We start from the raw sequence: 15972 nt of genomic DNA on the forward strand, positions 1-15972 counted from the left end.
AGTGATGAATAGCGAAGAATATCTCGAAGGGGAAGAAGAAACCGAAAAATTTATGCCGCTTCTATCCCTCTACGAACATCACCCAGAGATGGAAGGTCCGGAGGTTGTCAATTTGTACAAAGATGGATGGAGAGACTTTTCTGGAATGAATTTAGAAGGAATTGTTGTCCAAGGTGAATACCTGATCGATATCGATTTAAGTGGCTCTGATTTGCACTCAAGTATTTTCCAGGGGTGCGACCTGAGCGGTGCTAATTTAAGTGACACTAATCTAGAAAATGCTAATTTGAGGAGCACTTGCTTAGTGGAGGCAAATTTTAGCAAGGCTAATCTGACTAATGCTCAATTGAAGTATGCTGACCTGAGCGGTGCTAATTTGGAGAATACTAACTTAAACAATGTTAGCCTGGCTGAGACGAACCTAACTGGCACCAATTTTGTCTCGGCTCAATGGCAGAATATTGATACAGAATCTGCGTTGTTTTGTCATACTATTATGCCGGATGGCAGCTATAAAAGCGATCCAGTTAGAGTTCTTGAAACTCAAGAATTGCTACGGCGCTACGCTGCTGGAGAAAGAAGGTTTGAGGGCATAGTCTTGTATCGGGCCGATCTTAGAGGTGTGGATTTGCCTAACATTATTATGCCGAGTGCCCACTTTGCTAATGCTAACTTAAGCGGTGTCAATTTTCAAGAGTCCTGCTTGAAGAGAGTTAATTTTAGGGGGGCAAATTTGAGCGGTGCTAATCTGTGTATTGCTAACTTGAGAGGAGCAAATTTAAGCTATACCAATTTGAAAGATGCCAACTTATATGCAGAAATGTATGGTGTAGATTTTACAGAAGCTAACCTGAGTGGGGCTGAGCTTCTGTTCACGGAATCTGCATTCTTTCGTAACACTACCTTGCCCAACGGAGAAGTTATCATTGGTCCTAGTGAATATGCTTCTAATTGGAAAAGGTAGGGTTCTATTTGCCATCAATTTGATTTCTATAAATCATGGACGTGGCAAGTTTATATTTTGCTTGAGAGAATCTCGAATATCTCCAGGAATATTTGAAAACAGCTTAATATTTTTACCTTTAAGCAAGTTTTCCAGTTCTTCAAGACTAACTAACCAAGTGTTGGGGTCTCGCCATTCAGTCACATTTTTAATGGGAGATAAAACTCGATTTAATTGCAACCGCTCTCCAATTTCATAAAACGGGTGGACTATTCCTTGCTCCCCAGCATTAGCCCAGTCTAGCGCTGATGGTTCGGCTCTGTTAGGTGTAAGAAATGTGTAAATTTTGGTATTGCGATTAACATCAGGCACCCCTTGGCTAGGATGCTCTAAAACTAGATTTGTTTTCCATGTCCAGGTAGGAATGTTAATTCCTTGTTGCCGAAAAGCCTCAGAATTGGTAAGCCCTTGATACCTAGAATCGTTGGGGAGAGCGTTACTCTTTTTCTGTGGTTCCCAATTTGTGCCATAGGTACCCGCAACAACGTAAACTTGTTTACTACTTTCAGCTAAACCTGTTACTAACTGTTCTATATTGTACCACGCAGAGGCTTCGGCGGGATTATTAGGAGCGCTAAAAAACAGATTATTGTCAGCGTTTTGCGGGATTAAGTTGGTTCCTAAAAAAGTGGCTATGTTGTCTTTGGGATATCTTGTCCGATCTCCTGAAGGGATTATATGTCCTTTGTTAAATCCCAGACTTAACCCGTTATTATTTTCATAATTGCTACCACTAATTTGAGGCCAGCCATTAGGTAATGTAGGATCGGCGATGAAATCGTCAGCTTGGCGTTGTCCGCCAATCCATGATTTATTTACCTGCCAGCTTACCCAGTTGGGAGTTTTTGTCGTGCGATTGTAAGATGCTGTGTACTGCGGTTTTTCCAGTAACAAGTTTTCGCGATAGGGATTATTGTTTGGTTCTTCAGGACTGTACCTAGCTTCTGATGGATTGCCAAATTCAAGGTGACTACTCTTAAAGAAAACATCATCTAAATAAACTCTGGTATCTCCCTCAACTTCAAACCTCAATTTAGCGCTCTGACCTCGAAACTGATCTAGCTTACTGCTATCTACATGGAAAGTTTCAAACCCTCCTCTGCCAAAACCAATTTTGTCAATATCGCTTGCATATGTCTCTAGTTTATTTTCTGGATCTGCTGAGAGATTTATCTCTTTGAGAAGGTGACTGCCAGTACCAATAATTGGTTGCCCTTGCGAGTCTGTCTTTGGTGTAGTTTCCAGCCAGACCTTAAGTTTTCCACCACGGTTCTGAAACGGCGCGTGGAGGTTAAATCGCAAATCTCCCCATTCTGGCATCACAAAGTAGTTATGTACGATTTTCTTTGTCCCACCTACTCCCATTCTCAGGGCAAAATTAGGTCGAGCCACATCGTAGCTTATGGCATCTAAGTAACCGCTACCTATTAAGTCTTTTAAGCCGGGTGTGTTGGCTCTATTCTTTGCAACTTCCTCTCCGATGGTATACCAATCTACTAAGTGGGATTGTAAAACATCTTCAGATGAACCATTAAATAAAGACCAACCTGGGATAGTTTGAGCGCTTTTTCTGCCAGCTACAGCATCAAAATTCCCATTAAACAAAGTAGGAACTGCATAATCACCCCGCATCCTATCTGTGTAGGTATTATCCTCGTAAACCGAAACCCGATTCTTCTTCAAATAATCCTCAAAGTCACCCAACTCATTTTTAGTCTTCTTCCCACCATCAAAATAAGGCCGTAATTGAGAACCTCCCCCCAAAACAGAGTCGAACCAACCCGTACCAATTCCTTCCCAAGGAGCTTTAGTATCGCCCTGAGTAAAACTAGCATTAGTGTGCTCAGGAGTGTACCAAGTCTTAGTAACATCAGCAATATTATTTTGCTCCAAATCACCCAAGCGACGGTAAATTGTTTCGCCATTCTCCGAAGGAAACTGACTTTCATTGAGATTAGCAGTTCCCGCATACCAAGCCAAAGCAGCCCGATGGGAAGCACCTTCCCCATCATCCGGCCTAAAACCAGCCAGATTATTGAGTGAAACATTCCAATCAGATTTCCAGTTCGTTCCCGAAAGTTCCCGCCCGTTAATTGTATTCCCAATACCATTAGTTTGGTAGTAATTGTCAGCATAAGTGACATTATTCCAAACCTTAATTTCCGGATCTTGAATATTAAGGAAAGGTCCAGAAAAAGAATTATCATCGTAATCGTAAGGGTCAATAGTCGTCATCTGAAGGTCGCGATTTGCGCTATTCGTACCTCCGGCATCAGGTAAAAACGTACCCAAACGCTGTACAATTTCACTATTAACAACAGCCCCCTGACCGAAACCAACAAAATGTAGCGGCGAGTTGAAAACAGCTCCTTGATTGCGGATTAACTTGCCCGTACTATCATAAAGTTTACCCTCCTTTCCGATAGAACCGCCCTCCTCCAAATCGAGTTGTACCATTGAGGCAAATAAAACATCTGCGGCTGCCTCAGCAAAACCCGAATTGTAAAGTTTGTGAGGTTGAATTTCATCCACCCAATTAGCTAGCAGCACTAATGGCTTGCCATATTGAGGAGACCGAACGGCGTTACTAAATATCCAATCGTTTCCTTCGGGGGCAACTGACTGCCATTTCCCAGTTGCAGAGTTATATTTCTGAACGGCACCTCCTTCTTCATAAATGTGTTTAGCAACTCCATTAAGTTGGTTGTCAATCAGTTGGCTGTGTTCCGGTTCGCCAGGCTCTAAACCCCGCGTTAAAACAGTGACGCTGCTGAAAGTATTGCTATTTTTTACCGTGGGCAGAAGAGTTTTAAACTCACCTGTTACGGGTTGACCTGTACCTAGCTGTTTTCCATTTTCTCCCAAAGCTTCCACAGCCCAGTAGTATTTCTGGCCGGCTGTTAACATGAGACTGGGAGGAAGAGTAAACTCCTCAAAGTTACCAGGCTTACTGACGCCGTTCCAAGTCCAATTACCAGTATCTTTACTCCACTTAGCAGTCAGGATACGATTGGGATTGTAGTCTTGTGCCGATGTTAGAGCCTCTAACCCAGGCCACCTATCCCCCGGTAATAATCCTTCCTCTTTGGGAAATACGCTGACATAAAGATTGACTTCATGAATGTCTTTATCTGGGTCTAAATTAGGAAGACCGCATTCCTCATTTTTGCCTTTAATATCCCACTCAAAAGTAGGAGTTAAAGGATTGCTATCATTCTCGCTATTACCAATCGGTCCCTTTAATTCCAGCCAATTTTTAACAGAAGCTATTGCCAAACCTTTAGGATTTCCGCCGATACCAATGGGAGCGCGTTTCGTGCCGTCCGGGATACCAAAGTCAAAGTTATTAATCCAATTTCCCCCCGTAATTTCGTAGTCGGCCGCAATACTGACAAGAGGGTTGATATCGTCAATAGGCACGCGGGCGAAGTCGGCTTGGGTCGCATTTCGCTCAGTGTCAGTCGCGAAACCAACGGTACCCACTCCCCTGTCTCGTGCGTCAAGCTTGTAATTGCCGGGATTCTCTATAGCCTTAATCATTTCCTGAACATCGAAAACGTAGGAACTTCCTCCCAAATTTGTGGTGGGATAGGAAGCAATCAAATATTTGCCGTCGCTCGAAAGCGCTAGGTTGTTAGTTAAGCTTTTGGGAATCGGTCGAGTCGCAGCCACCAATTGAGGATTGGGCGTCAGCGGGTTTGCGATAATGCCTATATTTCCACCCTCGCGCGTATTTTCATTTGCCCTAGAGTTGCGGCCGGCAACAAACGCATATTTCCCGTCTTGCGTTACTGTTACAGCCACTGCCTCGTTGACATCAAAATAGTCAGTGGCCACGCCCAGCGACAAAGGAGCGTAGTTGACTTTAGCACTAAAGTTGAGGGGGTCATCAGACTCAATTTCGAGCACGCCGAAGCCCTTGCCGTCATCCTGAAGCTTTATCTCCTCCCCATTACTTATGGTGCGGACACTAGCAAATCCGTTGGTGAACACCATTTTCTTCGGGTCGGAAGTAGCAGCTATGCCCTCTGTCTCCGATGCGGTGGGAATTACTTTAATCTGCTGGTGCCACAGGCGAGTGTTAGCACCCCCAGAGTTCGGTTTGTCGGCGGGGTCAATGTTGACAGCGTAAATGCTGCGGTTAGGTGTTTGTTCGTTATTGTCGGAACCCGTGGCGAACAGCCGCCGCCCGTCGCTGCTGATAGCCAACTGGCTCAATCCCAGCGGCGATGAGACGTTAATTGTCTGAACAACGGTATGATAAGTTGCCGAATTCGGATTGATGTCGAGAACGTAGATGTTGGGGCGATTTTGGTCGGCAATGTAAGCATAATTGTCTTTGGGGTCGATAACAATAGCTTGCGGTCTGGCTCCAGAGGGCAAGCTAATCGCATCTACAGTCGCCGTTTCAGGAGTAGTGTCTATCTCTCGCAGGGCTATCAAATCCACCACAGACACGCGGCCGGTGTCGCGCAGAGTCACGTAGCCGCGGGTAGCATTGTTGGTAGGCGCGATCGACTCCGGTCGGTCTGATGGGATATTGGGATTACCCACAGGAATGTTAATAGCAACCGCCAATTTATCGCTGGTCTGGGTTTCAACAGTTGATAAAGGGTCTTTGAGATTAATAACGTTGATTTTGTCGCCCGTGCGTTCGGTAACCAGCGCCAATTCAACGCAGGTAGGAGCGAGGCGGATATTTTCTTCACTTTCTAGTTCGACAATTTCGTAATCTCCAACGCCCAGTCCGAAGCGCTTTTTCTGCTTTCTCGACACTACAATACTGGATTCGCCGACGGGTACGGTAATCGGAATTTTGACAGCAATTTTGTAGCGATTTTCTCCTAAATCGGTGTTTTTCTCCGGCATCAAAATGGCGGGATAAGTTTTGTCGCCGACGCGGAAGCTGACAGTTAAATCCTCAAATTCACCGCCCAAATCATTGGAGTTATTCAGGAAATTGCTGCCTGTCAGGACGACGGTTGGGTCGCCATTTTCCAACTTAAATTCAGCGGATTGAAGCACTGGAGGTGCGAAGGGGTCTGCGGGGAATAATGTCGGTACATTTACAGTCGCTGTGACGCTGGGAATCCCTTCTGGGTCGAGTTCGACGCCTGCATCCGTGACTACAGGTAAACCGACTTGTGGAATGGCGATGACTTTCAATCCAGATTGCAGGTATTTAGCCAAGTAACCGAGGAGCAAGATTGTAGCGGCGAATTGGGCTCCAACGGCAGCAATACCGATTAAACCAACACTTGCTGCTAAAAAGCTGCTTTGGACACCGAAATTAGTTGCGAGGTTAATTGCCCGTGCGATTGTAGCCAGCGATCCCTTGCCTGCTTGCGATATACCGAGCTCGGTCAACTCTCCAACTGTAAGAGTCGAAACACCCGATTCCAGCGCGGTTGGCCATGCAAACATCGCATATTCGCCACTTGCCAAAACACCAGGAAATGGTGGGGAATTGGTTCGGATAATGCCGTTGGCATCGACTACTCCGGATTCTTGAATCAGCCAAGTTGGGTTTTCAATATTGTTAGCATCCGGCAGCGAACCTTTTCGCATGAATAAAATTTCGGTACCGGGAGATAAGCCGGCGGGGGCTGGAATTGCTAATTGAGCGGGCAATTTCAGAGATTCATCACCCAAGTCTAAATTGAAGCCTCCGGCAAACTGCAAACCGTCGGGAAGTTGTAGGGATAGAGCATTGCTGCTTAGAGATGTCAAGCTAATAGCTGTATTTTCGGCAAGAGCACCGGGCGGCACCATCACAATTGAACCGTCACTGCCAGAAACTGCACCGCCATTTACTCCTAAAATTGTTCCGGCGGCGGCAAGCAGGGAGACTCGTACTGGCACGACTTGTTCGGCTGCTCCGTGAATGACGGTGACGTTAGTAACTCCTTCTTCTAGGGCAGTAATAATGCCGTCTGAATTCACTTGCAATAAGTTGGAGTTTCCGGGGAAATAGCGAGTTCCTACTGAGCCGAATTTCAAATCGGGGGATTGGATGATATTTTCAATTCCGACTAACAGCGCTCGCCCCATTCCGGCTGTCATGGTGACTGCTTTGGGATAGACATTCAAACCGTTAATCTCGGCTAGTGCTCCATTGAATTCTGCATCGTTGGTGGGGGCTGGCAATTTTCCTACTCGCACCGCTGTTACTGCTTGCAGGTTGTTGCGACTCGCGCTCAAAATTGAAGTGCCGTTGACCAAACCTGTCACTTTCCCTGTTGGATCAATTGGTGCTACTTCTGGATTGAATGAAGTGTAAGTTAGATAAGAATCTGGCAGCACTACACCTTTTTGGTCGGCAAAATCTCCGAGCACAATCAATTCCGTATTTTCTCCTGCATTGAGGCTCGGATTTCGCTTCACAAAATCTAGATTCAGCAGGGGAACATCGCTGACGTTGACTGTCACCCGCGCGGGCGTTGAACTCCCAAAAGCGTCGCTGGCCAGGAAATCGAAGCTGGCAATTCCAGAGAAACCGGGTGCTGGTTTAAAGGATGCTTTGTTAGTTAAGGGATTGAAAATTACTGTGCCGTTTACTGGACCCTGGACGCTAATTGTTAGGGGGTCGCCCTCTGCATCTGTGGCAAGATTTTCTAATGAAATAGTTGTCTCTAATTCTGTATAAGTCCGAGCGCTTGTCGGTGAAACAACGGGCGGATTGTTGTCAGAATTCGGGGGATTGGCTTCGGCGAGCAATTGTTGTCCTAGAGTCGTATTGCGCCATTCTCTGTCAGGATTGATGACTGTATCTAGCAGGGGTGCGTTTCCTGTTGCGCCACTAATTTTAAAGATTAGGTCATTGTAATCTCTGTCCGAGTTAGGAGGCGACATATCTTCCAGGGCAAAGGTGTTGCCGCTGCCGGTAATGTCGGCTATTTGTAGCAGATGAGCGGTATCGTTGGGATTGGCTGTGGCGATACTAAATAAGGGACGATTTTCGGGGAACAAATTTCCCGAATATGAGGATTGAAGCGATGACTGTACTGTACCATTGGGGACTAACATGACGGCAAAGGTGTCGCCTGGAGTCATGTTGAAAGTTTTGATACCCTGATATTCGCCGCTGTCCCAGTCTCCGTCGAAGGGCATCGCACCGGTGAATTTGGCTCCTTCTGTAGCGTCGCTAATTACAATGTGTCCGTCGGTGGAATTGCTTAAAACTCTACGGGATGCTTCGGCAATGAATTCTGGAGTTCCGGGTATAAATGCGGACATTCCCGCCAGGCTGAAAATACCGAGTTCGCCTTCGTAGCCGCCGCCGTCAAATACATAGTCGAATCTGACTTTTCCTTGGTTATCTACAAGAAAAGTCCCGGGGATTGGTGAGTTGGCTGCTGATGTTATGGATAGATTTATCTGGGGATTGGTATTGGTTTGGAAGTTGCCGGTACTCTGTGTGGAATTGGGTTGAGTGTCTGCAATATTATCTGAAAGTTGAGCAGATTTTTCTGCCTCTAACGGCAGCAAACCGCTTGTTATATCTGCTCTTTGGGGCGCAATTTCGGTATCGGAATACGCGGGTAGAACAGCGACAGTTTCTATTGGATTTGAATTGCTATTATAATTGTTTGAAGTCGGTTCGGGTGGGGATTTAAGAGTTGAGGGTGCAACGGTTGTTTCGACTTCGGCTTCAGTTATCTGTGTCGTAACTGCTGCTGTCTCTGATGGAGTTGAGAAGAGTGCAGGGCTTTTCTCGGTTTCTAATTCCGCTGCTGTGAAGGTAACAACTATGTCCCGTTCGATTGTACCAGCAGTGAATTCTGCTGGCTCTAGCAAATCGGTTTTTGTCGGCAATTGTTCGCTTTCTAATTCTGCTGTTATTTCAGGGAAAGCGGTCTCATTTTCCACCGTACCCGACGCATCGATTTCTGTGGGAATAATTGACTCGTCTTTTGTTGGCAATTGTTCGGATGCGGTAGAAACATTGGAGTGGGTTTCTTTTGGTGATTGTTCGCCAACAATAGAGACAAGCGAGTCTGTTTTGGCAGGAGATTGTGACGCTAGTGGAGTGGTAATTGACTCTGTTTCTGCGGGGGGTTGAGAAATGCTTGCAGTTGCAGTTTGGTCAGTTTTAATTGATTCAGCATCTACTGATTCGCTGACAAGAGATTCTATTTTAAGTGGCTGTTTAAGTTCCGAAACTGAGTCAGTATTGTTCGGAGATTTTTCTGGGGTTTGAACTGCTGTCGCTGTCGTCACCGCTACATTTTCACTGGCTGCTGTTTTTGGTATTGCAGCAGGTTCGGTTTTTAATGGGTCAACTTTTTCTGAATCATTCTGTTTGTCAGTTAAAGCTTGACTGGCAGTTTGTACTGGGTTTGTGGAATCGGTTGAGTTGACTTCTGGGTTGATATTAGTGTCAGGTAAAACAGGGTTAGATGCGGGTGGAATTAATGGGGCTGTTGGGGGCTGTGTTGTCGGCGGTTCTTGAGAATCTGAAGTGGGTTTTTCGGTCGGTATTGCATCGACTGTTGGGGATTTTTTGTCTGAGTCTATCAGGGTGCTAGCTTGGGCAACTGGAAGCTGTTTTTCTGAGTTTTTTGTTTCGGAATTTGAAGGAATTGGAGCTGTTTTATCGGAGTCTATTTTGTCGGAAACTTCGGCAGTACGAGATGGTTCGCCTGAGTTGGTTTTCTCCACAATTGTGGAGTTTTGAGATTGCTTGTCTGAGTCTATCTTGTCGTCAGCTTTGGCAACTGGGGACTGTTTGTCTGTAGAGGTTTTATCGGTTGAGGGTATGTTTGGGCTAGCCGCAATAGTTTCGGATTTTTCTGATGAAGTTGCACTGCGATCTGGTATTATGTTTGATGCAGTTGCAGGTGATGTTTTGTTGGGTTCTGATTCGAAGAAGAGTGTAGCCTCTGACGATAAGGGTGTTTTTATATCTTCGGATTTTGAACTTGTTTCAGGGGTTGCGGGTAATGGTGTTTTGGGAGAAGCTTTTTCGCTCGTTGTGGATGTAGTTATAACGGGTGAGGTTATTGGATTCGGGTTGGTCAGGGAATCTCCTGAGTCTGAGTCGAGTTTGCCAATTAGGGGGTCAATTTCAGAATTTGCTGCATCTCTGGGGTTGCTGTTAGTTCTGAGCTCGCTGATGGTAGCAGAAGGTATGCTGTGAATATCGGAGGCTTTGTTAGTAATAAAAGCATCGGTTTCGGCTCGACTGAATTCGGATTGTGGCGGCTTTGCGGTTTCTATTAAGTTAGGTTGTTCGGAGTTTTCAGAAGAGCCGGGAGTTTGATATAATAAGGTTTTGTTAGTCGGAATTCCCGGCAGTTGTGGGGCGAAAGTTGGGGCAAGTCCGGGAATTAAGGATTCCACTTCTATTAAAGGTTCTCCAATCGGGTCTGTTAAAGGCACTCGCTTGCACTCCTGATTTGAGGGTTAAATAATAGTTTTGGTAAGCTTGGATGCGTCACTTATCTTTTTGAGGAGATGCGAGTTGCAATTATGTTACCCGCTTTGGTCGAGTCGCCTGTTTGAATGGAGTTATAAGGCGAATCCGTACTCCTTAAACGACTGTAGCCCGCCTTCGCTATTGTTACTCGCTTTCGCTATTTATTGAGTCCTAGACTCAATTTATTCAGTCTTAGGCTCAATTTATTCAGTCCTAGACTCAATTTATTGAGTCCTAGGCTCAATTTATTCAGGACTCGATTCAACGGGTCAATTTTGACACTATTTGTAGTGGTAAGGCGGGGAGCGGCGCATCATACAAGTAGAGTCTATGCGTCCAGGACTATTATTATTGATTGTTTGCTTGATGTTCGAGTTCTCAAACTGCCTGTTGTAGGGTTGACAGTCAAGGTAGGGGTTGCAAAATTTATGCTTTTGCTACTTTTTTGGGGAAAAGGCAATCGGAACGGCTTTGTTAAAGTCATGGCTGCACCCTTGATTTTTAATTGATTTGGCGCGAGCGCCAATTCGAGCGAGGAATTTTTACTTGCACTTACTCGAATGACGGCGCTCTACTTTTTGCTAGCCCTTATTATCGCTTAGGCTCGCTTATAAATATATAGTGTAAATACAGAATTTTCTAGTTGTTGCTGCTGCTGCGAGTCAGGAGATATTTCCGTATATTTACTGATAATTGTTAAACTTATGTCAAGTTTTGATGAAAATAACTGTTTTCATGCGAGAAAATAGTTGGTTCAGGCAGGAAAATACTTAAATTACGCAGGAAAATACTTAAATTAACTTTTCCACCGCCGCGTCGCGAGGAAGCGCCCGTTTCCTCTCGCGACGCGGGCACCGCTTGGTTCGTCATGCACCGCTTGGTTCGTCATCCGCCACTCGGACACCCGACTCGACGCAGGGCAAATCTGGCAGTGGTGGCGGTGTCAGCAACCTGACTCTCAATTAGAGCCAATTTTCTACCCGGGAGCTCGCTCGTTCAAAGAGAAACATCCTCGGTTCGTGGAGAGCGGGTGTCGGAAGAATGCAGCGTACCGAACGGCGCTCAAAGAATAGCGATACCTTGAATCCCGCGCGCTAATCGCTGCTTTGATAGGATTGCTTGAAAAAACTGTAGCGTGAAACTTTACGATTATCAATTGCTGAGAGTTTGGGGAAAGTTGCTCTGGGAAATACCGTTGCTGTTGGTACACTTGCAGGCATTACCGAACGGCGCGAGCGCGATCTCTAGCTACAAATACTTTCCTCAGAGAGCGGTATTTGGGAAATTTGGCGATCGCTATTTTTGGGGAGCGATAGCAGCGTACTTCCCCGAACAACTGATGGGGCGTTAACAGATGTTGAAGAGCAATACAGTAATGCAGTTTGAACCGGGCAAATTCTGCCGCGCCGACAACCGCCACCACATCGGCTGTTGTGACAGTTGTCGGCGTCGATCGCCTCCACAAAAGTCGCCACAACAACTGCCTGAGCAATGTGAGCAATCGGCACAGTCTCAGAGCGGGTAAAAATCAAGCGCCTTGATACCTAAGATTCCCCATTCATAAGGGTGCAGTGTTTTTATTTGTGTACGTAAAAGTCAGGTTTGCGATCGCAAAAACATTGCTTGCTACCGAGAGAGAACAACTATAAGCAGCCTCAACAAGTAAAGGCACGAACAGCACAAAAAAGCAGTAATTTGACCGAAAAAGTCAGGCATTTGCAGGATATTTTCAGGTAAATGCAGGTAAAGTGCACCCCCTGCTTTCCGCCTGACTTTATACTGCTTTCCGCCTGACTTTATACTGCACTTGCCTGACTTTATACTGCACAACAATTAGTGATTTTTTAGCGTTTTTAACAAAAAGTGAATTGATTTAATAGTCAAGTTATGGCATCGGAATTGAATTAAAAATCAAGTTGAGCAAGTGTGAGAAAATTGGCAGGCAGCTAAAATTTATGAAGCGATTTTGTAGCGTAGTACCCACTATGCCAGCAATAAAGTTGAGGCTGGACTATCTGGTTTTTGCGCTCGCCCGCCAAGCTGTTCGCAAGTGTAAGGCTTACCTCGATCAAGTTGGAGCTGCCGTCTATTGCTAGCAGTCAACGACTAAACTACTATCGCCAGCCTTTCAATTCTTTGCAAGAGCAAGCGAGTGCGACCTGAATTTTTAGCAGCGGACGAGAGGAAAGCAGGCGCGATGGAACACAGATTTTCCAGCTCGGCTCGAAACCATCCTGATAAAAATGCTTTCACTTCATCGTCAGCTTGTTGCACTTCCTCGAACAAACTAGAACGCCCGTCAAGCAGTGCCACAATGTCTTCAATATCGAAACTAAAATAAAAGTTACCCCCACCTCTACCAATGAAAGCTTCTATGCGTGGAAGCGAGGAGATAAGGCGTTGAAAAAATTAGGATTTGCCTATTATAGTCATTTCAAATAAGTATGATACTATTTAAAAATGAGGTAAAATTAATAAAAATAGTGAACCCGCTAGGAAAATGTCTTACAGTATTGATTTGAGAAAAAGAGTAGTGGATTATGTAAAAAATGGCGGTCGTATCGCTCAAGCAACCGGACTTTTTCAGGTAGGAAGGGCAACGATATATCGGTGGCTGGGTCGGACAGACCTTAGAGCCACCAAGGTAAAAAGACGTAAGAGAAAGCTAGATTGGAAAGCCTTAGAAAACGATGTAAAAGAGAATCCAGATGCCAGATTAATCGACCGAGCCAAGAAGTTTGGGGTCAGACCAAGTGCCATATTTTATGCTCTTAAAGAAATGAAAATTACTCGAAAAAAAAAGAACTTCGTTACCAGGAGAGAAACCGAGAAGAAAGAATGAAATACTACAGATATCTCCGAGAATTAATTAAAGTATCGGGAAGTCAAAGTCTGGTTTTTATTGATGAGTCAGGATTTGAAGAGTTTCAAGATTGTGCATTAGGCTGGTCAAAAAAAGGCAAAAAAATCTGGGGTGAAAAGTCAGGAAAACGGGGGAAAAGAGAAAATCTAGTAGCCGGAAGAAGGAAAGGAAAAAAGGACTTAATTGCCCCAATGGTTTTTACGGGCAGCCTCAATGCAGAAGGTTTTGAAGGGTGGTTATCTTTATATTTATTACCCTCTCTGACCCAGCCATCTATATTAATCATGGATAATGCACCCATTCATAGAAAAACAGCCATTCGAGAACTGGTAGAGGAAACGGAGCATCAAGTTCTTTTTCTCCCAAAATATTCTCCCGACCTGAACGATATTGAACACGATTTTAGTGCCTTAAAGCGAGCCAGAATGTATGCTCCTCCTGGCACATCTTTAGATGAACTCATCTGTGCCTACTGCGCTCAATAGTGTCTCTTTTTTATTTGAAATGACTATACTTGGAAGTTGGTAGCGAATAGAGTTAGCAATGCCCGGCCTGTACCAGCGGTTGGAAAACCCCAGCACCGACTCATCGCACGGCATCACATCAATTGAAATGCCCTCATACTGCCAGCGACACAGCGGTGCACCTGATTCTGTAGTCTCTTGAAGCCCTTGCGGTTCGCAACAAGTTCGAGAAATTGTAATATTCAGCTCTGGACGTGATTTCCACAACACAATCAACATCATCGGTAGGTCGAATGTCAGGAGCCGCCACTTCGTCCAGATACAGGGATATCGTTGCTCCTCCTGTGAAGACGATGGTAGTGCGTACTTGAGAGAGTACCCTGGCAACTGTTTCCAGCATGAGTATCTGCGGGTTCATAGAGCGACGAGCCTTTTTTCAAGTTCGCTAGCGGCTAAACGTTGCTCCCGCACCCGACCAACTCGAATAGCGTCAATCAAGCTGAGCAAGGCATAAAGTTTTGGATCGTTACTGGCAGCTTGGGGGACTGAACGGTACAGAGGCGCGATTGCCTGCCCTCTGACGACACCAGCCAGGGTCAGGCCAAACGTAAACCTCAGACGGTGAGGCAACCAGCTTGCTTTTCAATGGCGAGCGCAGAATGTGCTGTTGGCAGTCCCCGCTTGCTTGGGGCCTGGTTGGGCGTAGAATACATAGCGCAACCCGTGAACCAGGAATTCTAACACCGCTTGCTTCAATATTTTCCGCTCGGAGCCATAATACAGACCGGCAGCTTCAGAACGCTGGCTGGGCAGCATGAACTTCTGATGCGCTCATGCTCAAGCTTTGAGCGAGAGAACTGTACGTCCAGTTCGTTGAATCCCAACTGTGGACTTTGAGTATTGCAAGGATATCTTGGGGTTTTAGCATAGGGGATGAGCGAGCGCATTGTTTCCTTTATTCTACATTCGCGAATAGCGAATAACCAAGGTGTGGCGACTTTAATTTACTGCGGGCGCGCTCGTTGAAGGGCAAGAGCCATGAGTTGCGAATACAGCGCTCGCCCCGGTTGCTTGAAACCGTTGTAGGTAGGAGCGTGAGCACTATAAGTTTCAGAAAACTTAGCCGGAACTTTCCTTTACCGGTATCGGTATAAATATATCTCCCAACATTGCTTGCTACGACTCATTCCTGCTTTTTGTGCAAGCTTCCTCTCTGGCATAAGTTTGAGTTTTCATGCGGTTTTTGCTGCGAATAAGCCCCCAAATTCAGCTAACAATTAAGTTGAGGCGAGCACAAGTTTACTCGCACATTCTCATAAAAAATAGCGAAAAACTCATGAAAAGGCATGAAAACTCAGTCTTAAAAAGTTAATTTTGAGGTTTTTTCCTGTCCCGGTACACTTAATATCAATTTAATAATTTAACAGCAAGCTCTACAATCCAATTTTAGGCAAATGTAGCAGAGGCTCAAAAGTGGTAACATTTATAGCAAGCTGTACTTTCACAATTGAGCAAGCAGAACTAATCGAATAGAATATTAAGGTTGCCTAAAAAATAGCCGCCTCGTTATTAGCCATTCAGCTATTGCATATTAATGTATAGGACAAAGGCGGTAGCCGTTTTCTAGCAAGAGTTGCAGTTCAGTTTGTTTGGTAGATTGAATGCAGTGCTACCGCATTTTTGTACAAAAAAGCGAAGTGCCTCAATATTTTTTTGCTGCCAGAATGCTAATAGCGTTACTTCGGCAAGTCAGTGAAATTTGTAGTCAAAGTAAATGCGGCGAAACTTGTTAAACTAGGCAATGAAAAGGCAGTGACAATTGCGTTCGCTTAACGCCACAGTTGTACTCGATTTCAGAGAGAGCGCGTGAGCCTCGCGCCTCTAAGTTTTAGGCCGTACCGATATGAGTTTTCACGCGGCATTACATAACCTTGAATCAGCATGATTGGTTAACTTGAGAACTCAGGGAAGCGATCGCCACGTTTGTGTGACGGGGCAATTGATGCTAGTGTTGCCACAAAAGTTGCCACAATAGTATGAGCAAGCGGCACAGTTGGATATCGGGTAAAACCAAGCCTTTTGACACACTTGCCTAACATCCATCAGTGGCATTGATTGGGACAGTGGGATATCGGGTAAAATTAAGCCCCTTGACACTCCATCTCTAGTTTTTAGGTGTTTGTGGCGATAGCTGCACGGCGATCGATTCAAAGCCAATTCTTTG

At 45.3% G+C, this 15972-nt stretch carries 6 protein-coding genes and 1 pseudogene; 2 read left to right on the plus strand and 5 right to left on the minus strand.

The features are described from left to right. The first annotated feature begins 4 nt into the window (after positions 1 to 4). On the plus strand, positions 5 to 964 hold the full coding sequence (locus AACV78_RS25185) for a pentapeptide repeat-containing protein (RefSeq protein ID WP_015179873.1): 960 nt from the start codon (positions 5 to 7) through the stop codon (positions 962 to 964). A 33-nt stretch (positions 965 to 997) separates the two neighbouring features. Here the strand turns inward: AACV78_RS25185 and AACV78_RS25190 are convergent, their stop codons facing one another. The 3 genes from AACV78_RS25190 to AACV78_RS25200 form a co-directional block, all read right to left on the minus strand. Continuing rightward, complete coding sequence (locus tag AACV78_RS25190) at positions 998 to 10384, minus strand: DNA/RNA non-specific endonuclease (protein WP_339383794.1); 9387 nt, start codon at positions 10382 to 10384, stop codon at positions 998 to 1000. A 1256-nt stretch (positions 10385 to 11640) separates the two neighbouring features. Then, positions 11641 to 11922 (minus strand): hypothetical protein, encoded by a 282-nt coding sequence (locus AACV78_RS25195; protein WP_194013043.1) that lies wholly within the window; start codon positions 11920 to 11922, stop codon positions 11641 to 11643. Positions 11923 to 12527: 605 nt separating this feature from the next. Continuing rightward, a complete protein-coding gene (locus tag AACV78_RS25200) occupies positions 12528 to 12734 on the minus strand; it encodes a hypothetical protein (RefSeq protein WP_228042442.1) in 207 nt (68 codons plus the stop codon). 187 nt (positions 12735 to 12921) lie between these two features. On the opposite strand from AACV78_RS25200, the pseudogene AACV78_RS25205 reads away from it, so the two are divergent. After that, a pseudogene (locus tag AACV78_RS25205) lies at positions 12922 to 13769 on the plus strand (IS630 family transposase). Positions 13770 to 13902: 133 nt separating this feature from the next. Here the strand turns inward: AACV78_RS25205 and AACV78_RS25210 are convergent. Together AACV78_RS25210 and AACV78_RS25215 are read right to left on the minus strand one after the other, a co-directional pair. Next, on the minus strand, positions 13903 to 14148 hold the full coding sequence (locus tag AACV78_RS25210; protein ID WP_228052160.1) for a hypothetical protein: 246 nt from the start codon (positions 14146 to 14148) through the stop codon (positions 13903 to 13905). 242 nt (positions 14149 to 14390) lie between these two features. Beyond that, the gene (locus tag AACV78_RS25215; protein WP_228042444.1) at positions 14391 to 14564 is read right to left on the minus strand and encodes a hypothetical protein; all 174 of its coding nucleotides are present in this window, start codon (positions 14562 to 14564) and stop codon (positions 14391 to 14393) included. Positions 14565 to 15972: the final 1408 nt, after the last annotated feature.

This window comes from Tychonema sp. LEGE 07196, assembly GCF_963890365.1.
Lineage (GTDB): Bacteria > Cyanobacteriota > Cyanobacteriia > Cyanobacteriales > Microcoleaceae > Microcoleus.

Bases quoted from the DNA above. Each gene is read 5' to 3' on its own strand.
- AACV78_RS25185 (WP_015179873.1), top strand. From the start codon at position 5: ATGAATAGCGAAGAATATCTCGAAGGGGAAGAAGAAACCGAAAAATTT.
- AACV78_RS25210 (WP_228052160.1), bottom strand. From the start codon at position 14,148: ATGCTGGAAACAGTTGCCAGGGTACTCTCTCAAGTACGCACTACCATC.
- AACV78_RS25215 (WP_228042444.1), bottom strand. From the start codon at position 14,564: ATGCTGCCCAGCCAGCGTTCTGAAGCTGCCGGTCTGTATTATGGCTCC.